Source organism: Herbidospora mongoliensis (assembly GCF_001570545.1).
GTDB classification, from domain to species: domain Bacteria; phylum Actinomycetota; class Actinomycetes; order Streptosporangiales; family Streptosporangiaceae; genus Herbidospora; species Herbidospora mongoliensis.
On sequence record NZ_BBXD01000026.1, the window covers coordinates 70,140 to 96,071 of the forward strand.

The window sequence follows — 25,932 nt, forward strand, 5'->3', positions numbered from 1 at the left end:
GCGGTTACGCGAGGGGTTTGCCCAGTTGTTCGGCCACGGCGGCGATGTCCTCGCGGCCGTGGCCCGCGTCCACCACCTGCTGGAGCGCCTGCCGCAGCAGGCTGCCCAGACGGGAGGGGCCATCGCGCTCGTCGGCCAGCAGGGTGAGATCCTTGAGCGCGAGAGCGAGCGGGAATCCCGGCGGGTAGCTGTGGGCCTGGATCTCTTCGGCTTTCTGCATCGCGTACGGCATGCTCAGGGGTCCGCCGTCGAGCACCTGCAGCACCGAGGCGGGATCCACGTCCAGTTGCCGGCAGGCGAGCAGGGTGTCGGCCATAGCCACGACCGACGCCGCCATCCAACTGTTGACGATCAGCTTCACCCGGGAGGCCCGGCCCGCCGCGCCCACGTACAGAGTGCGCGTGCCGAGCACGTCCAGGACGGGCCGGATACGTTCGAGCGCGTCCTGGGCGCCGGAGACGATCAGCGTCAACGTGCCGTGCGCCGCCGGTTCACTGCTGCCCGAGACGGGGCAGTCGAGCATCGGCCGTCCGGCTTCGGCGGCCTGTCGTACCAGCCGGTCGGCCCAGGCGCCCCCGACGGTGCTCATCTGCAGCCAGACGGCGTCCTCGCGCATGGCGGGCAGGAAGCGGTCGGCCAGCGAGGCGACCACGTCGCCGGTGGGCACCATGGTGATGACCACGTCCGCCCCGGCGACGGCCTCCTCCGGACTGGCCGCCGCCGTCACGCCCACGGCGGTGAGCGCGTCGAGCTTGTCGACGGACCTGTCCCACGCGTGCACGTCGAGACCCTGGCCGGCCATGCGCCGCGCCATCGCCGAACCCATCAGCCCCGTCCCGATGACCGCGATCTGTACCTTCTCCATGACGATGCCTCCCACGAGGGACTTGCCCCGCCAGCGTTCACATGTCCGCCGCCAGAGGGCAAAGCCGGCCCCAGGATGCCTATAGGCAATTAGCCCGAAAGCGTGGCCTCACCGGAGAGGACGATTCGCTGACCGGCGCTCCGGCGCGGCAAGTCGTCACGACGCGTAATTGGTCGAATACCCTTGCTAGCCTCGACGCTCGTATACGAGGAGGTATCCGACGACATCTGGGCATGGGCGACCAGCACACCTACAGCCGTACGCGTGATGGTGCGGAGCGCCTCTGCCACACATGGGCCGGTCGTTCTCCGGCCGAGGCCCACTCAGGTATCCCATCCCACAACTCTTCGCGGAGCCAGGTGAGCGGCGTCCAGGAGACTCCAATCAAGCAGGACGTACAAAAATGATCATGATGCACCTTGCCGTCTTGGCTGTTGCCTCGACGATCGCCGCCAACTCGACTGCGGGCGCTATGACCGACATTCCCAACGGCAATGGCAACACCTACAACAGTGGCAATTACCGAGGCGACAAGGTGGGTGTGAACAGCGGTAACTTTTCTAACATCAGAAACTCCCCTAACAGTGGCAACGAATCTGTCAGCGGAAACAACGCACTCGGCCCTCAACGCATCGTCGTCAGACGCGTCATTGTTAGACGCGTTATCGCCAGACGCGTCATCAACAAACGCCTCAAGATCCATTAACGCCCCGATCCATGAGGTGTCCGGCTTCCATCCGGTGACGAAGCCGACCAGGCGCTCTACTCGGTCCGGGTCAGCGGTAGAGGATCTTCTTCTCGGCGCCACGTCAGCCACGCCGTCGATCGCACTGCCGATGTGGTCCGCGGTCCACACCTTGAGGTCCCCACCGGGTAAACGTCGAAGGTTCCCGGCCCGGAAGGCGTAGGAGGAGCCAGTTGCCTGCTCAGGTCCTCGACCCATACCGTTCGAACCCGATGTGACGCTGACCTGGCCGATCAGGCCCGCGCCGCCCGCGCGTCCTGCTGGGGCCTTAGGGCATCGTCTGTTTTCAAGTGCCGCTGAGCGCCTCGGCGAAGCGATCCACCTGGGTCACGTCCGAGGCCCAGCAGTAGAACATGACCTCGTCGGCGCCGACGTCCCCCATCCGGGTGGACGTGTCGCGGATCTGGCCCGGCGTGGTGAGCAGGCCCGCCGCCGCGCCCTCCGCGAAGCCAGCCGGCAGGTTCATGTACTGGGGGCCGCTGTAGTAGTCGTACAACCGGTCGCGTGCCTCCTTGATCAGGTGATCCGGCCCCAGGGCGGCGTTGACTTGGGCGACCAGCCGGGGGCGCCCCGTCCGTCCCTGCGCCTGCCACTCCCTCTCGGTGGCCCGGAACAGGTCCTCGGCGTCGGACAGGTGTGCCGCGCACAGGAAACCGTCGCCCACGCGGGCGGCGCGACGGATCCCGGCCGGGCTGAAGGCGCCGAACAACATTTCCGGGCCACCCCGGCGGCCGGGCTCGGGCCCGATCGGGCCGATCCCCTCGGCGTACGGCTCGCCCGACCAGACACGGCGCATCGCTTCCAGCATCTCGTCCAGCCGCGCCCCCCGCCGATGGACGTCCACACCCACGGCCGCGTAGTCGTCCCGGCGCGCCCCCAACCCGATGCCGAGCGTGAAGCGCCCTCCCGACATGCGGTCCAGGGTCGCGCACTGCTTGGCCAGCAGCGCCGGCTCGCGGAGCGGAGCCAGCAGCACCTCGGTCTGCAGGCGGATTCTGGCAGTCGCCCCCGCGAGCACGGACAGGGCCACCAAAGGCTCGGGATTGTCGTAGACGAGCCGGTCCAGCAAGGCGAGCGTGCTGAACGGTCCCTCCTCCGCACGCCGAGCCCACTCCAGCAGGGCCCCAGGTTCACTGATGGGCAGGCCGAGACCGACTTTCATGAGTCCCCCCGAGCGTTCTCACCGCCGGCGAGCCGCCGCCGGTTGCGCCGCGCACCCGTTCACCGTGCCCGCCGCGCCCCCGCTGACGCCTCGTGGCGCATCTCCGGCCACAACCTTTCCGCCTCCTTGGAGCGGTGGTCACCGAGTCAGGCCCTGTTCAGTTGGCGCCGACGACCTTGAAATCCTGGTTGACGAAGATGTGATGCGGCCAGTTGACGCCGACATTGTGGACCTGGTAAATGCCTTCGCTCACCTGCACAACACGGTTGACCACGCCCCCCTGATAGGTGGCCAGCGCAGCTTCCGCCGCCTTGATCGCTGTCGCTCCGCTGACGATCGTCCCCTCGCCCTCGGTGTAGTTCGCGGGGATCTGACCCTCCTCCTTCGGCGCGGACGGTGCACCGCGCTGGAAAGCGACCACCTGCGCCGGGGAGTAGGCCGAAGCTTGGCCCCCAACCGGTTGGACGATGACCTGCGTGGCCGTAATGGCCGTTCCATTGACCGTCCCGAGTACGAGGACGGGTTCGCCCGTCGCGACCGCACTGGCCGAGGTTGATGTCGTCCCCTTCTTGTATGTCGTGGAAGACGCCTCGGTAATGGTCACCTGTTGATCCCCCGACGTCGACAATGTGAAGCCCGACGTGGACACGCTGCTGACCGTGCCGACTGCTCCCCCTGCCGCCGATCCCGACCGGGCGTTGGAGCCCCCGCCCCCGGATCGGGGACCGCCGCTGGGGGCCGCGCCGTGCCCTGCGGGGGAGGAGGACGCGGCCGCCGTCGAGGGAGATGTGACTGTTGCCGAGGGGGATGCGCCGCAACCGGCGGACAATCCGATCACCGCAGACATCAGCGCAGCGGCGAGTTTGCGGGAGAACATTGAAACCACTTTCTGTCGTTCGATGGAAACGCGCCCAGCCTCGCAAGTCACGCTTCGGCTCCCCGCAGAAAAGGGTGAAGGCTTCCTGTGCAAGAGACGGCCCTGCTCAAGCCCATGATCGCGGGCGCGGTGATCAACCGTCGCTCTGCGATCCGGGCCTCGCATGAAGGGCGTCTCCAACTGAACGAGCGCACTTTGGCCATCGCCGGTCACGGGCCCAAGGGCTGCGCGAGGCGACCGGGCGAACGGGCCCCGACCTGGAGGAAGCGGCGAGGCTCGGATTGAGCGGTAGACGTTAACCCCGATCGACCTGTAGATACGCGCTTGTCTCCCCCCGTGACCGAAATCCCGCACCAGAGGATGACGACGAGCCCCAGCCCGGGGACTTCGCCTTCAATATTCACGCTTCTCTACCGAGGTCCACGCGGACACGGCGGCGGCGGGCGAGCCGCCTCTCACCCACCGATATAGGCGCATTGTCCGGTCTGGACCCGAACATCCTGTTACCCGACCGGTGATCGGCGACGACGGCATCGCGTCCGCCGACTTCGGGCCCATCTTCGCGGAGTTCGAAGCCGATATCGAACCGCGGGAGCGCTCCCATTCGCTGCCGGAAATGTTCCGATATCCCGTGCCGCAATACCCGCAGAGGCTAGCCTGAGCGCATTATCGGGCGATCATCCGAATCGTGCGGGGTGAAGCGGTGATGGTTCGGCGCGCGCTGGGATCTCACGAATTCGAGCACATCGGTGAATACCGGATCGTGTCCCTGCTGGGCGAGGGTGGCCAGGGTGCGGTTTACCTCGGGCAGTGTCCCGGCAGGGCCGATGTGGCGATCAAGGTGTTGCACGCGCGCTTCGCCGCCGACCCCGAAGTCAGGCGGCGGTTCCTGCGCGAGGCGGAGGTGGCCGCGAGCGTCGCCGCCTTCTGCACGGCCAGAGTGCTCGGCACCGGGTTCGCCGGTGAGCGCCCGTACATCGTCACCGAATACGTCCCCGGACCCTCACTCGACGAGCTGGTCAGGACCGGCGGGCCGCGGACCGGCGGCGGCCTGGAGCGGCTGGCGATCGCCACGCTGACCTCGCTGGCCTCCATCCATCGGGTCGGCATCGTGCACCGCGACTTCAAACCGGGCAACGTGGTGCTCGGCCCCGAAGGGCCGGTCGTGATCGACTTCGGCATCGCCCGCGCGCCCCACCACATGACCAGCAACACCCAGCTGGTCGGCACTCCCGCTTTCATGTCGCCCGAGCAGCTGACCGACAGGCCGCTGACAACGGCCTCCGACATGTTCTCGTGGGCTGGCACGATGGTCTTCGCCGCGACCGGCCGGATCGCCTTCCCCGGCCAGACCATCCCGGCGATCCTGCACGCCATCCTGTCCGGCCGGGCCGACATCTCGGGCGTACCCGATCCGCTCCGGCCGCTGGTGGCCGCCTGCTTGAGCAAGGACCCGGAGGCACGCCCGGCCGCAGGGCTGTTGCTGCGCCAGCTCACCGGCGACCACCCCGCGTCCACACCTCCGACAAGACAACCGGAAAGACCGCAGGCCGAAAATCGGCGCGGACGGCATGCGGCGGCCCAGCCGTCGCAGGCACCCCGCGGGGCGACGCTCGTCGAGGAGGCCGCCGGTCAGGTCGCCGGACTACCAACGCCGGAGCCCGATCTGCGGTCGACCCGGCCGTCCCGGTTCGTGGTGCCCAGGTCGCTGCGCGCGATGTCCCGCAGGTCAGCGCTCGCCCTGGCGGCCGCGGTGCTGCTCGTGGGGTCCGGAGCAGTGCTCGTGCCGTCCGTCTTCGGTGGTGGCGCGGCGGCCCGGCAGCCGCTCGATCTGGAGGCGTTCCCCCAGGTAGACTCCGCCGACCGGTTCGCCGCCGACACCTCGGGGAAGTACGTCACCTTCCAGCCGAACCCCGCAGAAGAGCTGCCCGTGACCAAGACCGGCGGCGGCGCTTTCGCCGGAACCGGACCGATCCCCTTCTTCGGCCTCGTCGCGGGACCTGACATGCCGTCCTCGGGCGAAACCGTCAGCGTCGTGACCGTCGGCACCTTCACCGAGGTCGGCGAAGCCGAGGACAGCCTCTTCGTCGGCTGGGTGAAGGACGGCGACAACTACGTGACCGCCTGGTACAACCACACCCGCAAAGACTCCGGGATCAACGTCCGGGTGGACGGCACGTTCCTCAGCACCCCCGGCGAGACCCTCCTGTCCCTCAAGAAGGGAGACCGCTTCGCGTTGCGGGTGTCCGATGCCACGGTCACCGCCTATGCCGAGATCAGCGGGGTGTGGCGTCGGCTGGGCTCCGCCACCATCGGCGACGTGCTGTCCGTCGCGCGGACTCGAGAGCAGTACCGGTACGGATTCGGCGTGCGAGGCTCCACCGGAACGATCAGCATCGGCGGACTGGAAGGGCGTAGCGCCTGAGGCGAGGCGACCCGCCGGTCCTACAGAACCCGGCACGTGTGGGCGGCCGCCAGGACGAGATAGGCGCTGGCCGTCTAGGTATCCCCATATTTCACGGCCTGCCTGCCAATGAATACAAAGAACAGCTCGATTGGCTTCTGCAGTATAGGAGGCAGGCGTCCAGTCGTACCCGAGGGAGAGGACGGTGAGCAGCGAGGAGATCGGGGCACGCGATTGGTCTACGGGTTGAGAGTTGCCGACCGGCTGATTCGAGTTCATCTAATGCGGCTCCGCAAGAATCACCTTCCCACCTGTGCACCTACGTCCCCACCAGCAGACCCGGTTCGATCCCATCGTGGTGGTGGTCGTTCCTGCCTATCTCAGATGCCAGCCTTCCGTACCATCCTGGCCAGCCATCCGGAGAAGTCCCGCACTTGTGGTCGAGAAGTTTCGCGCCCGCTGGGGCGTCTGGGTGAAACGGCGCCAGCGCAAGCCAGCGGACGTCCCTTTGGGTGATGTCGGTTATGCCGATTTCCTCACGGAGTCCCTATACTCGCGTGACAGTTGGTGTGGAACAGTCCAATTAGGGGCGTAGAGCCGCATGGCCGACGAGATCAAGTACGAGTACACGACCGTGCGGACAGTTCGCGGCACCGACGGCTTGGTGATCTCGAAGATGCGGAAGGACGGCTGGGAGTTCGTCAGCCAGACCCCGGGCACGCTTCGCTCCACCCTTGACTTCCGGCGGCCGAAGAAGCCGCAGCCGTGGTTCCTGATCGGTGCATTGGCTGCCGTCCTCGTGATACTCAGCGTCGCCATCGGAACCGCCGCCGCGCTCAGCGGTGGGGGCGAGAGTAGCGACGAGTCGGATAGGTCGACGGCTGCCATGAGCGAGGAGCCTTCCGTTACGTCGGCTCCGACCGTGGCCGCGTCGGGTGCCGCTGAGGTGATCACACCTCGGAACAATCCGGAGTTTGCGGCGCTATTGAAGGCGGACTCTTGCGATGACGCGAACCTGGACTTCGCGGCCAAGTACGAGGGCCGGACAATCGCGTTCAACGGCTCGATCGTCAACATGGCGCCCCACGGGGACTACGACACCCGCTACGACTTCCTCCTGGGCCCGGGCGACAAGGGACCGAACACGGGAATCGGCCCGGCCTTCAAATATGAGGACGTCAACGTCTTGGAACTGAAACTGACCGGCAAGAACGTCCCCGACACCATCGGCGTGGGCGACAAGTTCCGCTTCGTCGCCGAGGTGGGCGAATTCAACGCGGACCAGTGCCTCTTCTTCCTCGACCCGGTCTCGACGAGAGTTCGCTAGTCTCGCTGGCTCAACCGCCACAAGGTGCGGGACCTGACTTTCGTCAGGGGTGGTTCTGGCGGATCGTCGCATCTTTCCGTGCGGGCCAGCTCCATGGCCAGTTCCCGCTCACCGGTACCCACGCCCCCGATCGCGGCCGCGATCACCGCCCGGGTCCCGCACTGAGCTCTTTTCATCCTGAGTAGCGAGTGGTTTCGATGGTCTCCAGGGTGAGGATTGCCTGCACGATCGCGGTGGCCCGGTGCGGGCAGCAGCGCAGTTTGGTCAGGACTTTCCAGGTCTTCAACGTTGCGACCGCGCGTTCGCCCATGGCCCGGATGCGGGCGTGGGAGCGGTTGACGGCCTTCTGGCCAGATGACAGCCGCGGCCGATACCGGTGCCGCTTGAACGGGGTGCGGATGGTGCCGCCCGCGCCTTGGTAAGCCGGGGAGAACTCGCCGGCCTGCGCTGGGTGGATCTCAGCCTGGAGACCGCCGAACTCGCCGTCGTCCGGCAACTGGTGCAGGTCGGTGGAAGGCTGGTGTCCTTCCCGCCGAAGAGCCAGGCCAGCAGGCGCACGGTCGCGCTGGATCCGCAAACGGTCCGGCTACTGCGCCGCCACGAACGCGAGCAGCGAACGGAGGGAAGGTTCTGTGACGGTAGGGCGCAGGTCTTCACTCGGATGGACGGCAGCCCGGTGGCGCCGGACTACTTGACTTACCGGTTCCATAAGCTGGTTCGCGAGAGTGGGCTGCCACCGGTGCGGCTGCATGACCTGCGGCACGGCGCCGTGACGATGGCGCTGGCCGCGCACGTGGATCTGCCGGTGGTCCAAGACCAGGTGGGGCACGCCAGCATCGTGCTGACCGCTGACACCTACACCTCGGTGTTGCCGGAGCTGCAACATGAGGCCGCCAGGGCGACGGCGCGTCTGGTGATGTCAGCGGCCCGCGGAGCTGCCCGGAAGGTGCGGCGGGGGAGGCGCGGGTGGATGACCCAGGTATGACCCATCTGTGTCCCAGGCCATGATCGGGGGATCTTGGACCTGGGAGGATGCGCAGGTCACAGTGGTGGGGCGCCAGGGATTCGAACCCTGAACCTACGGATTAAAAGAAACCGCCGAGCAACCATGAACTACCCGGCTGGGCTTTACCGAATCGCGGGGACGTAACCCCGACCCCGGCGCGCACTTCAATCTGGTGCTGGACGGACTTACGACGGCCGTCGAGTGTTGTCTAAGCCTTGATCTTGAAAGCGCGTCTTTCAAGTGCACTGGGATTCGGCTTTGCAATGCCGCGTGAACTGCGGACCAGCCGGGCTCCAAGAAGCCCGGCCTCTGCGTTCGAGAGCAGTCGCCGCCTACGACTGCCTTAGGGGGCAGTACGGCATCTTCCCGCTCGATGTGGATCCGAGGACCCGTACCAACCTGCAGGAGCACGGTTTGAAGGCCGAGCTGGCAACAGCAAAGTACGCGAACGAGCTCCTGCATCGGGTGCGGAATCTCACGAAGAACGGCTTACCAGAGCAACTGGTCCCTTCCCATGGGACCCTATCCCTATGAGTTCTGCACCGCCTGCGCCTCGTCGATCTCGATCGAAGCCTCCGACCGTCAAGCGGAGCGTCTACTTCTACCGCGTTGACGCCGGCGCAGATGAATCTGGGATCGCGAGGAACATCGATGCGGAGTTGTCAGCAGGGCTGAAAGCAATAGATGACCTCCCCTTCGACACCGACCTCCGCCGCTACATGAGTCAGTCCGACGGTAGCAGTATTTGCGCTTGGATCGACGAGTTGTCGGGTGACGTGGCGAAAATCCGGCTGGGTACGATCCGCAGAAATGCTCTTCCTCAATCAGAAAGAGGAGGAACTCTTCGGCACCTAAATCTCGGGGACGACGAAGGGCTATGTGAGACGTCCCACATCTGCATATTCCCCGATGGCATTGTCGGTGTAGAGCACAACTTCTATGGACCGCGAGCCAAACGCCTCTCCACGTATATGACACATGTACTTTCCGATGCCGCACCTTCATTCGCTCTCGAAGCCTTGCTGCGAAATGACATCGCCGAGCAACTAGAGGGGGGTAAGTCTGTTCGAAAGTTGACGATCCGTGTCCGCAGGTCCTATGTGGCGGCCATTCGGGACGCGAATGAATCTCTTGGCAAAGCGCTGGATGCTGCAGCTTCCGGAAGTGACGCGGCAGTTGTGGGTTTGCTGCTCCAGCCCGAACCATACAAGCGTATGGATCTAAACTCCGAACTAATTCGCTTCTTGAGGAGGATGATTCGTAGGGACGATCTTCGTGAGCAAACGCAGGAACTCAAGGCGACGATAGTCGATGACGAGACCGGTCGCGCAGATGAGATCAACCTGCTCGAAGATCAGCTCATAAGTAGGAGAAAATTCCTCCGCCAAAATCAGCGGTCTCGAGTCCTTAACAGCGAGGACGCCTACCGTCAGATCGCCTTGGCTTACAGAGAGTTGCATCAAGATCTTTTGTCGGCCTCATCAGCTAGTGTCTTCTTTGAGGGTTCCAACCACGTCCCCTGAGAGGTGCACTTCGATGACGCGTCGGCGGTTTCCTCCTTTCGCCGTTGAACTCGTCACTTTCGCTCTCGTTTGCGTTATCTTTTATTGGGCTTCGCAATCGTCGGCTGTGGACAAGGCGATTTTCGACATCCTGAAAGATCGCCGTAAGGAAATATATGCAGCTGTGATCGGTCTCCATGGAGGCCTCCTTGGATTCATCATTGCCGCGATCACGATTGCCCTGAGCTTTGCGAGCTCCCCTCGATTTGAAATCTTGCGGCGCAGTAGACAGTGGCCACGTCTTTTTAACTCCTACACTCGGAGCATGAGATGGACCGCGATGACGACGATCCTTGCGCTCGGGGCCTTTCTCATTGACAGGGAAACTGCGGCAAATCGCATATTATTTATCCTTAGCTTTACAGCGATTGCATTTGCTGCTGCCGCGGTGAGCCATATGTTGTGGGTTACCGAGAAGACGGTGCAAGTAGCAATATCTGCAAGGACTAGAGATCCTGGAGCTTAGCCCAAAATAGGCAATTCTCCATAAGGTAGAACGACTGCGGTGCGGTCCCGGAACCTAGAGTTCTGCTACTTTCTCTGCGCGGTCCAATACCCAGCGTTAGACATCCTCCCGTCCGAAACTCGTACTGCGCGATAAGACGGAGTCGGATGTGTATCACCCGTACCCCCAGAGGCCCAGGAGTACGGCCGGCCCACCATCGGGCCTCCTCCATGGAGCCCCTCCTAGCGGTAGATGCCAGGTTTGAGTGCGGCACCTCAGGCGGGAAGGTCGGCGGGGAGTATCTAGAACTCCCTCAAGCAGAGGGACGGTCGTTGACAACGGATCTGGTCCACGAGCCAGCTGAGCGTTTAGCTAGACGCGGAAGATCCCAGCTCAGAGGGACCTACTTGGGTGAGCCGTTCCAGCTCCCGAAGCAAATCTCGCAGTCTTGAGCAGCCCGGTCGATCGCACAAGGCACAGCCGTGCATGCGGAGAGAACGAGTGCCTCCATAGAGCCGATAGAGGTTGCATTGCAGCCCATGGCGGCGACAGCATTCGTTATAGTGATCAACTCCTGTCGCTGCAGCAGGCCCCGTGTGGTCAGCCGGGTCCTGGACCCCGTTCGCACGTTCGCCTGGCGAACCTCCTGGTCGCCCTTGCAAAGTCTGAGGCACGCAGCGAAGAGGGGGCGACTGGAAGAGAACAAAAGCACGGGTTGAACAGATGGAATAACTAACCCTCGGGGGTCACTCCAGGGTTAGGAAATTGAGGCGTGTGATATTTAGATTGGCAGTCACGTTCAATTGAAAATTCAGTCAAGATCACCCCTATTGTGATACGATGTTACCGCAGAAATATATAGGAACCCCGTGCTACGGGACGAGGCAAGGCAAGGCGCTAGATTGTCGAGCGACGAGATTCCCCAGCATAACGCGGCAATTGGCTCTGTTCCTGCCCTACTTGCATGGTGTGTCGAGCAAGCAAAGTCGCTTGACGCGCTTGACGAAGAAGTGGTTCGTGGTGCTGAAAAGTACGAACGTAAAGTACTCAATGCCCTTGGGGGAGTTGCAAAATCCCTAGTTATTTATGGCGGCCTTGACACCAGCGGCTGGCCGCCAGAGATTAATAAGTGGATGGACCACGCCCCCCGTGTCGTTGACACACAGATTGCAGCTGCAATCGCGGATCGCATCCGATCTGGGGAGGATGTCCTTGGATCCCTCTACGGGCGAATCGTCGCAGGGAAGAATCGCCGGAAGCTAGGTACTTTTTTCACGCCGCGGGACATCATGAATTACATCGCTAATCTCATGATAGAGAATAATGTTAGGGCTAATGCGATTGCGGATCCCGGTGCCGGGGTCGGCGCCTTCAGCGAGGCTGCACTTGATCTATGGCCTGAAGCGGTGGTTCACGCTGTTGATGTTAATCTAGTTACTCTTGGCTTGCTGGCTGCCTCGCCTGATTCGTCGCGGCAGAATAGATCCAGCAATCTCCGTATCTGGAGGCAAGAATTCCTCGGATGGCTGCTTGGAGAGTGGGATAAGGAGCCTGGTCCTCGGCTTATCTTTGGAAATCCACCCTATACTCGCCATCAGTTGTTGAATATGGAAGAAAAGCAGGCTGCTGCGGTAGCGTCAGGAAGCCTTTCTCCGTCGGGAAGGTCGGGGCTATCTACCTACTTTCTTGCGGCATCTCTCAATTCACTTCGCCCCGATGATAGCCTTTGCCTTCTCTTGCCCGTTAACTGGCTAGAGGCAGACTATGCCCGCTCTGTCCGCCGTCACTTGTGGTACGAGACCAAGAGATCGGTCGACGTGCATTTGTTTCCGGAGAAAAAGGATGTTTTCCCCGGTGCCCAGGTATCGGCAATGGTCTTGTTTGTCGGCCCAAGAATGAGTAGTGAGTCCGACCAGCCGATTAGAATATATGAGGTAGAAGAGTCGAATGGCGCCTTCATGGCAGGTGTACCCATGGAGGAGAAGCGGATTGGGGATCCGCCTAACACGCTTATGCCAGCAGCATTTAGGCGTGCCGCCGGCAACTATGCGCCGAGCGAGGAAATGGTCACTCTGGGCGATGTTGCGACCGTTCGGCGAGGAGTGGCTACGGGGAATAACAAATTTTTCCTGCTAACAAATAAGCAAGTCGCTATATTGCCTGAAGGGTCATATACTCCTGCAATCGCGAGACTGCGAGAGATGGAAGAGGATTGTTTTACGAAGGAGCTCCACGATAAGCTTCAAGAGGAAGGTGAGCGTTGTTGGATGTTGCAGGTCAAGAAGGAGGATAGATCAAACGCGGCAGTAGATGCGCTTCTTTCGTCGGGTGAAGCAGAGCTTGTGCATACGGCGTATCTCTGCAAGACCCGACCTGTATGGTATGAGCTAGAGAGATTTCCAACCCCTCATCTTGTCCTTAGCCCGATGAGTAAAAAAGTCTTCCGCGTAATGGTTAACGCTATCGGAGCGATACCTACGAATACGCTTTATGGCATTCGGCTCTTCGATGCTGTTGACTCTGTTGAGAGTCGTCGACAATTGGCCGAGTGGCTTCGGGGCCCTGACGGCCAGGATGCGCTAACAGCGATTGCTCGCAGGCATGGCGATGGGCTCCTCAAGCTGGAACCTCGGGCACTTCTAGGCGTTAAGATTCCAAAACGCATTCTTCGATATTCTGAACAGAGTCATACTGATACCCGACCCAAACCTCTTCGAGTCACTTTGTGGTGAGAGGAGGGCTGGTGTAATTGACACTCCTGGGATGCTTTGGGTTTGCAGGCATTCGCTCGAGCATGAACAGGAGAGACCGATCAGAGCGGCGGGGGTAATCCTGGCGTCAACAGAGACGTAGGGATCAGGGCTAGGGCCTCCGTCCACCGTCCACCTTGATCTACGGGAAGATAGGGGCTGAGAGTAGCTGCTCGACACCATCCCAGAATTCTTATCTCATCGCCCAACGTAACTCTGGAGCAGGCGACCATAGACCATTCCGTAGGGTTGCTGCGACCTACGTCGTATTCGTTGCGCGTCAGGTAGAACCTGAACGAAGACAGGAGTTCTTCCGCCGTTTGGGTCTTAACCTCTAATCGGCGTATGCTCGATCCGTCCAGAGTCGGAGCCGTGATGTCGTAGCCAAAATAGTCAGATATAAGACTAACTCGCGTGCATTCCGTCGCGAGGTCCGGCCTGTGCAGCGTCTCGAACTCGCCTTGCAGTTCTATCAGAACAAATTCTTCTCCAGCAGCGCCGACATTGCTGCGATCAACTTTCCTGTTGCGCTCGGCAATCAAGCGCTCGATAGTCGCCGCAATGGTATCTTCATCGCGGGTGGCAGTGAGACTTGATAGCGCTGGCATCGGCAGAAGCTTGCCGTTCTCTAACCGAAGAAGGCCTGCGGCGATGAGAAGGCCTTCCCCCATTGTCAGGGTGGAAGGCGGAAATGTCTTTTGTGTAGCGGTCGTTCGATAGCTGCTTCGAGCATCTTCGTGTGCGTTGCCGGCGCTGTCGATGAACTTAGCGACCTGGATGGCCGCAGCAATTTGATAACGCGTTGGACTAGCTGTCATCTAGGACGCACCGCTCGCCAAATGAGTTAATACTTCTTGCAGGTCCAACTCGTCGTCGAGCTCCAGCCCGAAGTACTCATCGTCTGGTAGCGCCAGCGGTACAAGTCCGGGATCAGCCAGCATTTGTCCAAGCCGAACCATTTTTGCCCTGACGCGATTGTGGATACGCTCGTCGATGGTGCCCTCTGTGGTCAGTAGGTAGATCCGAGTCTCCGTGTCCTCGGCAAGGCCGAGACGATGGATACGGTCTAGCGACTGGAGATACTGACCAGCATTGAATGTTCGGTCGATATAAATAGCATCATGGCATTCATGATGCAGGCTGACGCCCTCAGCCATTGCTGCCGGGTTGGCTAGCAGAACCTTGCAATCAGAGTCCCGACGGAACCGCGTGAGTTCTCGTTCTCGAGTACGTACGCCAGGGTCCGCATCGTCGGCACTGGGGATGCCCCCGTAGACAATTGCTGGCTTTAGTCCCGCGAGTTGACGTTCCAATGCAAGTAGGTTCCCCGGAAAGTTCGACCAGACAAGTGTCTTACGGTTCTGTTGGGCATTGCGAAAGACGATCTTGCAGGCTTCTGCAATCTTTGGGGGTATCTCGTACTCTGAGTATGTTTCGATCATGCGACCCAGAGGGCTACCAGGCGGGATTGTCAGTGGCGGGAAACGGTATGCCCGGGACGGGTTTGCGCTACTTGCCAGCAATTGCGGGCTGGACGCTGCTTGAATGAGATACATTGTCACCTCACCCAGCCGAGCGAACATCTCGGCGTCCCTTCGGCCGAGGTCGACCAGTCCGGCATACCTCTGGACCATCGCGTCGTAAATGTCTTTCTGGACCGGCCCCATTTGTATAGGGGCGACCGGTACAAACGTGACGGGCGGCAACCTCAAGTCAGCCTTCGTGGTTCGCACGTAGAGCGGTTCAATGAAATTGTTCAAGGCGTTCATCGAGTCGGTTGTTGGCTCTGCTACAAGGGCTGCCCGAGGTGCTGACTTCGACGCCATACCGCCAGGCCAGAGGATGTCAATTAGAGCGACGAGATCGCGGGGATGGTTGGGCGCGGGGGTGCCAGTAAGAATGTCGCGGCGAGCGGCGAGCGGAGCCAATGCGAGTAGTCCGCGGCCCCACTCGCCCATACTTCCGCGCTTGGCCCGGTGCGCTTCGTCGATGACAAGATGAACGCTGTGGTCACCCATCCATGAAGCCAGATCCGGAAGGGCATTGCGTAGCTTCTGGTAGTTCACAATCACAACATCTGGGTTGTGTTCAAGGGGGCCAGTCCAGCGTGCGGTGGTCAGGGGTGGGTCGACCACTTGAAGCGCCTCCTCTTCCCATGCCTCGAAGGCAGATAGGGGCGCCACAACCAGAAGTTTGTCCACGCGTCCCGCGCCGCGTTCGCCCAGGTGAAGGGTGTAGGTTACGGTCGTCTTCCCCGCACCAGGTACAGAGAAGTTCGCGCCGTGGCGCATGTGCCAGAGCCTGTTTGCATCCCGGACTTGGAATGGCCGAAGCTCTCGTGTGAGCCGGTGGCCGCTTGCTTCCCAATCGGGTTCAGGGCGGGGGCGGTTCTTGGAGTCGAGCAGATTGGTAACGGCTTCTTGGTCGCTCCTGAGCCGTAGAAGTAGAGCTCTCACGTCATCGTCTGGGACGAGGCGTGCTCCTAGTCGGCGTAGATGCGCTTGGAGAGTGCCAGCTCTACTGACCAACTGGTCCGCGCCAACTAGCAGTGGTCGGCCCTGGCGAGGTAGCGACCCCGCAATGAGGATCGCGATCTGGGACCAAGCTGAGTCCGAGAGGTTCGTTCGTGTGACCGCAATGGCGCGTCCATCGTCGGCCATACGCATCGTCAGCACGGGTGTGGCGGTGTTCGCAGTCATGAGTGCCTGGCCGTAATCTGCTCCAGCGCTTCACGTGCTTCATCTATCTGAACTACGAGGTCGTCAAGGAGTGAGGTGACCCCTTCAGCGGCTTTGGCGAATTCGACTTGGTCTTGTACGTCGTAAATCGCCTTGTTTGCAGCGACCAGGGCTGCGTGGGCCTTCTCTATTAGTCTCGATGGTGCTTCCAATTTTTCGCCGGCGTCAATGCGCATGCTGCTGTCTTTTAGACCGGCATCGGTGGTGTCCCTGAGAACCTTGAGGATTTCGTTGCCGCTGTGCCTACTACCATCCGGCAACTCCACTACTCCTCGCGGGCCGGCATTTGTGGCTGCGATCGTGAGATTAAGCAAGGAACGAACCGCGTTCCCGGCAGGCTTGTCTTCTGAGGACCGTCCGAAGTCCAGCAGGTCCAGGCCGTCGCCTCCAGGGTCGGTCTTCGGCTCGAGTGCAGGCTTCGTATCGGTAGCCGCTGCAGCGATCTTGGTGCCTATCTCTCCGCCGTGCGTCAGCGCATTCATCAGATGCTTGTTCACCCATCCCTGGGTGGCCACGCGCAGATTATGGACTGATCCCATATCGAGTAAATGGAGATGGAGCCACTCGCGGATGTGGTCATCTCCTGCCTCTGGTCCCTCACGCTCATCGATCGCCTGAACGCGAGTGTCCAGTTCTCTCCAGTTCTGAAGTGCTCCCTTCTTGCGGCCACTGCCGAACGACTTGATCGGTATCGGCGGGTCAACCAACACTCGTGCACGATCCATGAGTGCAAGCAGGCGGAAGCGTAGTACGACATCTTTCGGATTCAGCCGTTGACGCTTTGCGATTTGCTGCTCGGTCATTTGACCTTCCTCATGGAGGGTTCGCAGCATCATGAGTTCGCTTACGAGGTCGTAATCATCCTTGTGATCACGCTGTTTCTGAACGACTGCCTCAAGGTCGTACAGTTCGCCGGGTCCGGTGTCGGACGGCAGTACAGCGACGCGGATGGCGTCGTTACGAAGTTCACCTTCCGCCAACAGTTCCCTCATGAGAACGCAGCGGGTGTTCGCGTTGATCAACACCCCGGACCGGGTGATGATGCCGGGCTCGTCCTGACCTTCCTCCCTCAGAGAGCGCTTAAGCTCTTCGGCGAATTTGTGTGACTCGCTCACAAGCTCCGCGATGAGCTTTTGGGCTGCCGGGCTCTCTGGGTCGGCGGCCACCGCTTCGCTTGAAGAGTGGTCGGCCAGCGCGGGCGCGATCCGGAAGCTTTTCGCGTTGAGGATCGGGACCGAGAGCGGAAGGGTTACCACCGGCAGGTTCGTACTCCCGCGGCTCAGCGGGAAGGGGCGCCGCTCGCCGTTTTCTAGCTGACCATGCGCCTCGAGAGCCTTCAGGATGTGCTGCCTGCGTGCGGCCTCAGTCATCGGCCATCCTCCACTTGTTGTGCATGCCACGACACATCCAGAAGGTTAGAGGGGCCCACCGACAGAATCCCTGTCTTTTGTGGCCATCCCTGGCATCACATGGCGTTTGGGTAGCTCATCGGTTCTTGCCACGCGGCTTACCTGGGCTTCTGTGAGGCTGGCAGGTGGAAAAGATTGCGCCCTGGTGCAGGTAGGCAGGGGTAAGAATGTTCTACGGGTGGCCCTGGCTCTGGTGAGTCAGGCAGCCGCGCCGCATGGGCTTGCTGTCGCTACAAGTGCCGAATCGCATCATGTATTGGATTTGGAGAGGCCTTAATGGGGGTTATTTGTTAAGCCCGAAATTATTGGATCTCCCGCCGGGTGCTTGGGCGCCAGCGAGTTCCGTCAGATGCTCATCGACGATTGCCGGACCCTGGGTAGGGGGTGCTAACGCGCCGTCGTTGGTTCCTGATCTTGCGCCGCTTGTAGCGCTCCTGGTCGACACCGCAGCGGCGCTATCCGCGCCGGGCTCGTGTCGGCTGGCTGGTTAGCGCGTTCGCGGCCGGTATGAGAAGTCCGGCGTCTTCGCAGGGGAGGAGTGCGTGATCGGGTTGGAGTATCCCGTGTCGGCAGCCAGTCCGGTTGCGCTTGGTCGACCCGGTGACCGAGAAGGGCGGACAAGCCTGGGGGTGGTGGCCCTTATCCGTCGATCTTGGGCATCGAATCCGAGATCATGATGTCGAATGACGGTGATGGGATCGGTGGGTCCATGACTTCATGTCCGACCTTTCGCCAGCCCCAGTGCCGATAGACAGCACGGGTCTCGGTCGCTGTCGGCCGGACGGCCAGGGTCGCACGCTCCGCGCCTGACCTGCTCAGAAGCTCGTCGTGCACCAGGCGGCCGATGCTGCGTCCGCGCCAGTCAGGAAGAACCCCGAAGTCGATGATCGCGAAGGTTCTCGCCCCGGTCTCAATGGCGAACTCCTCTTCGAGAGGCTCCTGTAGACCCTTCCACCACCGGGTCTCGGGCGGCAGCAGATGGCCGTAGCCGAACCCCACGTGCTCTCCGCTAACGTGCGCGAGCGTCAGCAGAAAGCCGGGCCGATTGAGCAGCTTTGGAAAGTTCGCTCGTTGGCCGGCGAACCCCGCATCGTCCGTATGGAAAGGCGGAAGCCGAAAAACTTGCTGGTAAAGCGCACTTACCGTAGGGCCGAAAGGAAGCGCGAGGCTTCCTGAAAGCGTTTGGGTTGCGATCCCGGCTGTCACGTCGCTGAGCGTAGGCGGAAGCTGAGTGGGTGGCGATAGGGCCTGGATCACGCCACTCGGCTCATCGGCCGCCGCCGATCCGATTCGTACAGATAGTGCGGATCCTGCCTATTTCGGAGTGCAGTTCCGACCAGGGGAACGAAGCTGCGCCCGGCTCGCCAGAGTTGGGCAGGGGCAGTCGCTCGACATCCCACACGAAGGAAACTCCGCAGGTGGTCAGGCGCTCCACGCTCGGCATGAACGCAGGGTGGCGGGCCAACGCGGTGTTGGGCCAGGGGGCCGCGACCAAAGGCAGTCCGAGGCCGATCGCCTCGTTCAGCAGCCCCAGAGCTAGGGTGTCACTGATTCCCAGCGCCCACTTATTGATCGTGTTGAAGGTCGCGGGTACTACGGCTATGGCATCGGCCAGCGGCAAGACCGGAGGCTCTTCGGGTCGCTCGTATTCCACCCGTACCGGATAGCCCGTCAGTTCAGCGAGAAGAGCGCGATCGACGAACCTCGCGCCTGACGGCGTGCTGATCACGCAGACCGTCCAGCCATCGGACTGCAACGACGTGACCAGATCTGGGAGCCCTCCGGCCGGGCGCCCTCCACAGCCGATCACATACAGAACGGGCTGTTTTCCCTCGGGCATGGTGTCAATCTCCCGGCCTGTTCGAGCCCTGTTGCTGTCGTCCATCAGTGCGGATTGTTCGATCGGGCTGCACCTCATGGCCAAGACCGGCTTCTTACGTCTGGCAGATGATCGACATCGCTCGCATGAGGGCGATCCGAACTCCACCAGTATCACCGCGCAGAAAGCGTCCTGACCGTCATGGACATATGCCTATTCCGCGCAGTGATTGACGAGCCAAGACGGGCTCGTCAATCGTCGTGCACATCCGTGCAACGCATGGCACCTGGAGGCAGCCGTGAAGCTAAAGTTTCTAGGGATCTACCCCAACACCCCGGACGACGGCTCACCGACCATCTGGCTGGACGAAGACACCGGGGACCTGGTGATCCAGTCGTACAAGGCCGACGAGGCGACCTTGCGGACCTGCCAGGAGGTCGGATCGGTGCCTGGGCACACGACCGACGTCCCCGAGCACGAGACCGTGATCCGTCTCCCGGCCAACATGCTCCAGTTCCTTCCTCGGCCCGACAGCGAGGTACACGGTGACAGCAATTCGTGAAGCGCTCGCGTCGGCCAGACGTTCAGCGGTGCACCTGGAGATGCGCGACAGCTACATGCTCGACGACCCCGCGTTCCTCGCGTGGCAGCGTGGAGAACGGTCCGACCCGAACGACCGGGCCTCATGGTGGCGGCCTTGGCTGGACGTTGTAGCCGAAGCCACCCAGCGCGGCGTGGTGATGAGACGAGCGCGGATCATCTCCGAGCCGATCCACCCGTACATCCGCTACGAGTACGACGGGACCTTCACCAACATCGCCGCCGGCGAGCAGGTCCGGTGGCTGCCGCGTCGACGCACCACCGACCTGCTGCTGCCCGGCGTGGATTTCTGGGCCTTCGACGACGAATTGGTGATCTTCAACCACTTCACCGGCGCCGGGCAATGGGCAGACCCCGGAATGGAGCTGTGCAACGACTTTCACGTGGCGAAGGGCTGCGCCGCGGCGTTCGAGGCCATCTGGGATCGAGCCATCCCGCACGACCAGTACCAGCCCGACTGAACCTCCGTCCATGCGCGCAGCGGCGTCATCGAGCGTCCAACGGGCGCGACAAGTTCTCGCAGACCGGCTCGCCGAACTACGCCGCGACGCCAATCTCACCGGGCGCGAACTGGCCGCCCGGTGCGGTTGGCACGCCTCGAAAGTCTCGCGCATCGAGAACGCGGTAACCCCGCCATCGGCGGAGGACATCCAGCTGTGGACTGCCCATTGCGGCGCTGACCAGCAGGCCCCGGATCTCATCGCGTCGCTGCGCGTGGTGGAGGGTATGTGGGTCGAGTGGCGCCGGATGGAGAGGGCCGGGCTGCGCCAGGCCCAGGAAGCCAGGCTGCCGCTGTACGAACGAACGCGTAACTTCCGGTCATACTCCTCATGGCTGATACCCGGCATGATCCAGACGCCGGCCTATACGGAAGCCGTCCTGCGGGCCGTCCAGCAGCGCCGTGGCCTTGTCGACGACGTCGACGAGGCGGTGGCCGCACGCGTCGAACGTCAGCGGATACTCCGCGAAGGCGATCACCGGTTCGCCATCTTGGTGGAGGAGTCCGTTCTCCGCGCAGGCATCGGCGGCACTGCGGTGATGGCCAGCCAGCTTGAGCACCTCCACGCGGTCAGCGCGCTGCCCAACGTCAGCCTCGGTGTGGTGCCCATGCGGTCAGATCGCAGCCGCTGGCCGGTCGAAGGTTTCTGGATCTACGACGCTGCTCAGGTGAACGTCGAGCTGGTGTCCGGCTACCTGACCATCACCCAGCCGAGCGAAATCGAGCTCTACGTCCAGGCATTCAGCGAGCTGGCAGCTCTGGCGCAGTATGGTGCCGCCGCCCGGTCTCTGATCGTCGCCGCCCGCAACGCGCTCGCGTAAATCGCCGTGCAACTTCATAGAAGATCGTTGAGCGCGAGGTGTCGTCGTCCCTAGCGTCTGAACAGGTGGCCGTCATGTGGAGGCCGGCGGGGAGCCGATAGCCGTCAGCGCATCGGCCGGTGACGTTGGTCGAATCTCACGTCGTCGGCGGCGCGGTTGATGGCCCGCCGTTCTGCACATTCCCTGGCAACCGTCGCCCCTACCGAAGGAGTGATCGGCATGGCAGCAGCAGCACCGACCGTGTTGGACGCACCGAAGCAGCAGGGTCGCCTCGACTCGGCGGCCTTCGAGCTGGACATCACCGTGATCGAGCAGGCGGACCTCGGCGGTCTGGTCCGGCTGACCGACGACGGGTGCGGCAGCACTTGCACGGCCTGTACCACCGGCTGAGCTGAACGACCTCGCGTCCGGGTGCTGGTCGGCGGCAGATGCTGGCCAGCACCGAATCTCGCTTCCGGAGGTGACTGTGCCCTCGGCATCGTTCAAGGTCGTAGGGGCCGCTCTGTTGCGAGCCTGCGCGCACGCGCCCTTCGCTCTGCCCGCATGGCCAGACATTGAGGAACCGTGGACAACAGCGAGCGTCCAGGCCGCGCAGACTTGGTTGCGGCAGGTGTGGGAGATCGGCCCGGTTGCCGAGGCCATCAGCCATGCCAGCCCCGATCTGGCCCGTGCGGTGCAAGAGCAGTATGCCGCCGACCCGGCCGAACTGGATGCCCGCCGGGTCCGCCGCAGCCTGCTCTCGGTGAGTCGATACCTGCTTCGCATGACCGGGCGCCCCACTCCGTTCGGGCTTGTCGCTGGCGTCGCCCCAGCAGAGTTCGGCCCGGCCACAGTTGCGGGAGCGACATGGGGCGATGCCCACCGGGCGGTAGCTCAACCGGCGGCCGGATGGCTGGCCGAGGTCATCGACCGGCTCGAAGCCACCCCCGATGTGCTGATCCGGCTCGATGTGACCACGAACTCCACTCTGACCAAACGCGGTGACGACGTGGTCGTTCCGCACCAGCCACGTTTCGACGGTGAGCGTGCCGTAGTTCCCACCGAAGTGACGATCAGGCTGACCTCGGCGGTACAGCTGGTGGTCGAGTCGGCCCAACGCCCGATCCCTGTTGCGGAACTCGTGGCGAAGCTCCAGGCCGAAGCCGCCACCGTTTCCATCGAGCGAATCACCGCGATGGTGTCCACGCTCATCACCCGCCGGGTGCTGATCACCAACCTGCATGCTCCCAGCACCGAGACGAACCCGCTCGACCATCTCGTGCGGGTACTCGACACTGCCGGTATCACCGATCTCGATGAGATCGCCGAACTCACGCGGTGCCTGCGTGATTCCCTTCACCTGCTCGGCGAGCACAACACCGCACCGCCCGCCGGTCAGGCCGAGGTACGGCAGCAGCTCGTCGAACGGATGCGGTCGCAGTCCCCTTCCACACGGCACCCCCTGGCTCTGGATCTTCGCCTGGATGCCGAAGTCGTCCTGCCGCAGCAGGTCGCCGCCGATGTGCAACAGGCTGCGCTCGTGCTGGCCCGGCTCAGTGAATACCCCTACGGCACCCCGTCCTGGCGGGACTACCACCGAGCCTTCTACGAGCGCTACGGGATCGGGGCCTTGGTCCCGCTGCTGGATCTCGTCGATCCCGACTGTGGCATCGGGCTTCCGGCCGGATATCCCGGAACGCTCATCGACCCTCCACCGCCGCACGTGAAGGAACGCGACGAGTTGCTGCTGTCGCTCGCGCAGACCGCCGCGATCGAAGGCCAACGAGAGGTCCAACTCGACGAGGCCCTGATCGCCGCGTTGGACGTCGGCCCCACCGAACCACGTTTGCCGTCGCACCTCGAAATCGCCGTCCGGGTCAACGCCACGGGGCGGCAGGCATTGCAGCAGGGCAAGTACACGCTCGAGATGGTGCAGGTCTCCCGCAACGTCGGTGGGCTGACCGGCCGCTTTCTTCCTGTCCTGGACCCCGGCACCGTCGAGGAGCACACCGCGGCGATGACCGCGCTGCCAGCCCCTGACGAGGACACCTTGCTGGTCCAGGCGTCGTTTCCGCCGTTGGACCCGGCGACCGCGCACGTCACCCGAGCACCGCATGTCCTCCCGATGGTGCTCAGCCTCGCCGAACACCGCCCGGCAGGCGATGGGTCACTCACCGTGCGCGACATAGCCGTCGGGTGTGACGGCCGTCGGCTTTACCTCGCGGTCCCGGCTTTGGGTCACCGGATCGAAGTGTCGGCGCTGCACTCGCTGAACCTGCGGACCCACACTCCGCCTGTGGCGCGATTCATGATCGAGGTCACCCGTGCTCAGTGCGCGTTGGTCACCGGCCTGCGCTGGGGCGCCGCCTCCAAGCTGCCATTTCGCCCCCGGATCCGCTACGGCAGGGTGATCCTGGCACCGGCGACTTGGCGGTTGCTCGCCACAGACCTACCAGGTCCGGACATCTCGGCTGCGCAATGGGACGAGGAACTGGCTGACTGGCGAGAACGGCGCCGGATGCCGGCGCACATACGCCTTGTCGTCGACGACCACCGGCTGACACTCGACCTGAGCCAACCAGGGCATCGGGTACTGCTACGTCGGCACCTGCGAGTCGCTGCACACGCCCTCCTGACCGAGGTCGTGGACCCGCTCGGGGCAGGCTGGTGTGCCGACCGCGCGCACGAAGTGATCGTGCCGTTGCAAGCAACCGCTCCGCCGCCCTGGCCACGGCTGCCCGTACCGTCACCAGGCAGGGTCATCCACCGTTGTCACGGTGATGCACCCGGCGCGTCAACCGTGCTGTACGCGCAGCTCTACGGCGACATGCGCCGCCAGGACACGCTGCTCGCTGATCACCTCCCCGAGCTGCTCGCCTCATTCGACGTCGAGCCGCACTGGTGGTTCCTGCGCTACCGGGACGCCGACCGGCTCGACCCGCACCTACGCCTGCGGCTTCGGCTCACCGATCCGCATGCCTTCGGGCCCGCTGCACGGATCGTCAGTGAGTGGGCGGAGCGCCTGCACCGGGCAGGGCTGCTGCGCGAAGTTCGATACCCGACCTCCTACACCGAGACCGGCCGGTGGGGCTCCGGCGCGGCACTCGGCGCCGCCGAGCGGGTGTTCGCCGCAGATTCGCGCACCGTGCTCATCCAGCTCCAGCAGGCAATCCGGCCGCACCGGCAGGCGCTGATCGCCGCACACACCGTCGCCATCACCGTCGCCTATCTCGGTGACGTGGCCGCCGGAATGCGTTGGCTCATCGAGCATCTCCCCGCAGCCGCACCTCGGACAGCAGTTCCCCGGCCCGTGTTCGCTGAGGCGGTACGAATCGCCAACCCCCACGCCGGATGGGCTGCGCTTCGTGCCGCACCTGGCGGTGCCGCGATCGTCGATGCATGGCGGCCCCGAGAGGCGGCGTTGGCCGACTGGCACTCCCTCCTCGCCGAACCCGGGCCTGATGTCGCCGGTATCAGCGGCGATGACGCGCTACGGCACATCCTGCACGGGCACTACATCCGCGCCTATGGCATCGACTTCGACGACGAGCCGATCTGCCTGTACCTGGCTCGTGCTGCCGCGCTCGCCTGGCGGGCCCGAACCGGGAAGGCCGCCACGTGAACCGCGACCACCCCGTACTCGTCGTAGCCGAAGCTGTCGCGGATCACCTGGCCGATCCTGCAATCGCTGATTCGCTGGCTGCTGGCCGGACCTGGTGGCCACATCACCTCGCCCACGGTGCGGCCGGGATCGTGCTGCTCCACAGTGAGCGGGCCGCTGCCGGGCTGGCCCCATGGCAACGCGCGCACGACTGGCTCGCTTACATCGCTCGGACCGCCGCCACCAGCGGGACGAACAGCCACTTGAACTACGGCGTACCAGCGCTCGCCTTCGCGCTCGCCACCGTCGCCGAGCAGTTGCCCGGCGCCTACCAGTCCACGCTGCGCCAGCTGGACGCCACGGTCGCCGAAGACGCCCACAATCGAGCGGCCGACCACGACCGCCAGCTCGCCGCCGGTCACCGTCCCCTCCTGGCAGACTTTGACGTCGTCCGCGGGGTGACCGGACTCGGCGCCTACCTGCTTTACCGGACGCCCGACAGCCCGGCGCTCGCAGCGGTGTTGTCCTACCTGGTGCGGCTCACCGAACCCGCTACACACGCCGGGCGAACCGTCCCCGGCTGGTGGACACCGGTCGGGCCGCACGGCGACCTCGACCAACAGTTCCCGGACGGACACGCCAACGTCGGCGTCGCTCACGGCATCGGCGGACCACTCGCCCTCCTGGCCCTGGCGGTCCGCGCCGGGATCACCGTGCCCGGCCACACGGAGGCCATCACCGCGATCTGCACATGGCTGGACCACTGGCGCGCTGACACCGCCACCGGACCGGCCTGGCCTTACTGGGTCACCCGCGACCAACACGATGGTGGCGCACCTGCCTCCCATGAGCACCCCCAGCGCCCGTCCTGGTGCTACGGCACGGCCGGACTCGCTCGCGCGCAGCAGCTCGCTGCGATCGTCCTCGGCGACGTCGATCGGCAACGGGCGGCGGAGCGGGCGCTGGTCCTGGCCCTCAACGATCCGGCTCAACGCGCCGCCACTGTCGATGCCTCCCTATGCCATGGATTCGGTGGCATGGCGCATCTGGCTACGCAGATGGCCGCCGACGCTGACCTGGAAACCGCAGCACAACTGCGAGCCGCCGCCGAGGCCATGCTCGACGCCGTCCATCCTCCGGACACCGATCCAGAGATCACCACGGCCGCACTGCTCCACCCCGAGGGTCGTGGCCCAGGGCTCCTGGAAGGCGCGGCCGGTGTCGCCCTGGCCGTACAGGCACCAGCTGCCGCGATGCTGCCGCAGACGGGGTGGGACGCCTGCCTGCTCATCCGCTGATCCATCGACCATCCGAGGGAATTGC

General features: G+C 63.4%; 21 protein-coding genes and 1 pseudogene. 14 read left to right on the top strand and 8 right to left on the bottom strand.

What is annotated here, in order from left to right; translation table 11 throughout:
* Positions 1 to 4 precede the first annotated feature (4 nt).
* Complete coding sequence (locus AW272_RS36395) at positions 5 to 955, bottom strand: NAD(P)-dependent oxidoreductase (RefSeq protein WP_275527344.1); 951 nt, start codon at positions 953 to 955, stop codon at positions 5 to 7.
* A 313-nt stretch (positions 956 to 1,268) separates the two neighbouring features.
* On the opposite strand from AW272_RS36395, the gene AW272_RS42810 reads away from it, so the two are divergent.
* The gene (locus tag AW272_RS42810) at positions 1,269 to 1,571 is read left to right on the top strand and encodes a hypothetical protein (RefSeq protein ID WP_157519154.1); all 303 of its coding nucleotides are present in this window, start codon (positions 1,269 to 1,271) and stop codon (positions 1,569 to 1,571) included.
* Positions 1,572 to 1,896: 325 nt separating this feature from the next.
* Here AW272_RS42810 and AW272_RS36400 read toward each other — a convergent pair whose 3' ends face one another.
* Both AW272_RS36400 and AW272_RS36405 read right to left on the bottom strand, forming a co-directional pair.
* Entirely contained in the window at positions 1,897 to 2,772 is an 876-nt protein-coding gene (locus AW272_RS36400) for an LLM class flavin-dependent oxidoreductase (RefSeq protein ID WP_066374718.1), read from the bottom strand.
* A gap of 157 nt (positions 2,773 to 2,929) precedes the next feature.
* A complete protein-coding gene (locus tag AW272_RS36405) occupies positions 2,930 to 3,376 on the bottom strand; it encodes a hypothetical protein (protein ID WP_157519156.1) in 447 nt (148 codons plus the stop codon).
* Between the two features lie 787 nt (positions 3,377 to 4,163).
* Between AW272_RS36405 and AW272_RS42815 the strand changes: the two genes are divergently transcribed.
* The 3 genes from AW272_RS42815 (at position 4,164) to AW272_RS36415 (ending at position 7,380) form a co-directional block, all read left to right on the top strand.
* Positions 4,164 to 4,310 (top strand): hypothetical protein, encoded by a 147-nt coding sequence (locus AW272_RS42815; RefSeq protein WP_157519158.1) that lies wholly within the window; start codon positions 4,164 to 4,166, stop codon positions 4,308 to 4,310.
* 27 nt (positions 4,311 to 4,337) lie between these two features.
* Positions 4,338 to 6,074, top strand: coding sequence for a serine/threonine-protein kinase (locus tag AW272_RS36410; RefSeq protein WP_157519160.1), 1,737 nt, complete (start codon positions 4,338 to 4,340; stop codon positions 6,072 to 6,074).
* Between the two features lie 580 nt (positions 6,075 to 6,654).
* Positions 6,655 to 7,380, top strand: coding sequence for a DUF4839 domain-containing protein (locus AW272_RS36415; RefSeq protein WP_066374722.1), 726 nt, complete (start codon positions 6,655 to 6,657; stop codon positions 7,378 to 7,380).
* Positions 7,381 to 7,552: 172 nt separating this feature from the next.
* On the opposite strand, the pseudogene AW272_RS42820 reads toward AW272_RS36415, so the two are convergent.
* Positions 7,553 to 7,801: pseudogene (locus AW272_RS42820) on the bottom strand (transposase family protein); the annotation flags it as partial.
* Positions 7,802 to 7,831: 30 nt separating this feature from the next.
* Between AW272_RS42820 and AW272_RS36425 the strand changes: the two are divergent.
* From AW272_RS36425 to AW272_RS45410, 4 genes are all read left to right on the top strand, one after another.
* Positions 7,832 to 8,365, top strand: coding sequence for a site-specific integrase (locus tag AW272_RS36425; protein ID WP_066374723.1), 534 nt, complete (start codon positions 7,832 to 7,834; stop codon positions 8,363 to 8,365).
* 551 nt (positions 8,366 to 8,916) lie between these two features.
* Positions 8,917 to 9,909, top strand: coding sequence for a hypothetical protein (locus tag AW272_RS42825; protein ID WP_157519164.1), 993 nt, complete (start codon positions 8,917 to 8,919; stop codon positions 9,907 to 9,909).
* Positions 9,910 to 11,295: 1,386 nt separating this feature from the next.
* Positions 11,296 to 13,125 carry an Eco57I restriction-modification methylase domain-containing protein gene (locus tag AW272_RS41400; protein ID WP_157519166.1) on the top strand — a complete coding sequence of 610 codons (1,830 nt, stop codon included), beginning with the start codon at positions 11,296 to 11,298 and terminating at the stop codon, positions 13,123 to 13,125.
* A 458-nt stretch (positions 13,126 to 13,583) separates the two neighbouring features.
* Positions 13,584 to 13,739, top strand: a complete 156-nt coding sequence (locus AW272_RS45410) for a hypothetical protein (protein ID WP_245657899.1) — start codon at positions 13,584 to 13,586, stop codon at positions 13,737 to 13,739.
* Between the two features lie 222 nt (positions 13,740 to 13,961).
* Here AW272_RS45410 and AW272_RS41405 read toward each other — a convergent pair whose 3' ends face one another.
* The 4 genes from AW272_RS41405 to AW272_RS36450 all read right to left on the bottom strand — a co-directional run bounded on the left by AW272_RS41405 (position 13,962) and on the right by AW272_RS36450 (position 19,175).
* Positions 13,962 to 15,434, bottom strand: a complete 1,473-nt coding sequence (locus tag AW272_RS41405) for a DEAD/DEAH box helicase (protein WP_169807704.1) — start codon at positions 15,432 to 15,434, stop codon at positions 13,962 to 13,964.
* Between the two features lie 404 nt (positions 15,435 to 15,838).
* The gene (locus AW272_RS36440; protein WP_066374725.1) at positions 15,839 to 17,251 is read right to left on the bottom strand and encodes a ParB N-terminal domain-containing protein; all 1,413 of its coding nucleotides are present in this window, start codon (positions 17,249 to 17,251) and stop codon (positions 15,839 to 15,841) included.
* A gap of 678 nt (positions 17,252 to 17,929) precedes the next feature.
* Positions 17,930 to 18,496 carry a GNAT family N-acetyltransferase gene (locus AW272_RS42835; RefSeq protein ID WP_169807705.1) on the bottom strand — a complete coding sequence of 189 codons (567 nt, stop codon included), beginning with the start codon at positions 18,494 to 18,496 and terminating at the stop codon, positions 17,930 to 17,932.
* 61 nt (positions 18,497 to 18,557) lie between these two features.
* Positions 18,558 to 19,175 carry a flavoprotein gene (locus tag AW272_RS36450; protein WP_245657900.1) on the bottom strand — a complete coding sequence of 206 codons (618 nt, stop codon included), beginning with the start codon at positions 19,173 to 19,175 and terminating at the stop codon, positions 18,558 to 18,560.
* Positions 19,176 to 19,407: 232 nt separating this feature from the next.
* Here AW272_RS36450 and AW272_RS36455 point away from each other — a divergent pair, with 232 nt between their 5' ends.
* The 6 genes from AW272_RS36455 (at position 19,408) to AW272_RS36480 (ending at position 25,907) form a co-directional block, all read left to right on the top strand.
* Complete coding sequence (locus AW272_RS36455) at positions 19,408 to 19,671, top strand: hypothetical protein (protein WP_066374727.1); 264 nt, start codon at positions 19,408 to 19,410, stop codon at positions 19,669 to 19,671.
* Positions 19,655 to 20,170, top strand: coding sequence for a DUF6879 family protein (locus AW272_RS36460; protein WP_245657901.1), 516 nt, complete (start codon positions 19,655 to 19,657; stop codon positions 20,168 to 20,170). The genes AW272_RS36455 and AW272_RS36460 overlap by 17 nt, the downstream gene beginning before the upstream one ends.
* A gap of 10 nt (positions 20,171 to 20,180) precedes the next feature.
* Positions 20,181 to 21,029 (top strand): helix-turn-helix domain-containing protein, encoded by an 849-nt coding sequence (locus AW272_RS36465; protein ID WP_066374730.1) that lies wholly within the window; start codon positions 20,181 to 20,183, stop codon positions 21,027 to 21,029.
* A 219-nt stretch (positions 21,030 to 21,248) separates the two neighbouring features.
* Positions 21,249 to 21,419 (top strand): FxLD family lanthipeptide, encoded by a 171-nt coding sequence (locus AW272_RS36470; protein ID WP_218011185.1) that lies wholly within the window; start codon positions 21,249 to 21,251, stop codon positions 21,417 to 21,419.
* Positions 21,420 to 21,639: 220 nt separating this feature from the next.
* Positions 21,640 to 24,630: a lantibiotic dehydratase gene (locus tag AW272_RS36475; protein ID WP_218011186.1), complete on the top strand. Its 2,991-nt coding sequence runs from the start codon at positions 21,640 to 21,642 to the stop codon at positions 24,628 to 24,630.
* Positions 24,627 to 25,907, top strand: coding sequence for a lanthionine synthetase C family protein (locus AW272_RS36480; RefSeq protein WP_066374733.1), 1,281 nt, complete (start codon positions 24,627 to 24,629; stop codon positions 25,905 to 25,907). The genes AW272_RS36475 and AW272_RS36480 overlap by 4 nt, the downstream gene beginning before the upstream one ends.
* Positions 25,908 to 25,932: the final 25 nt, after the last annotated feature.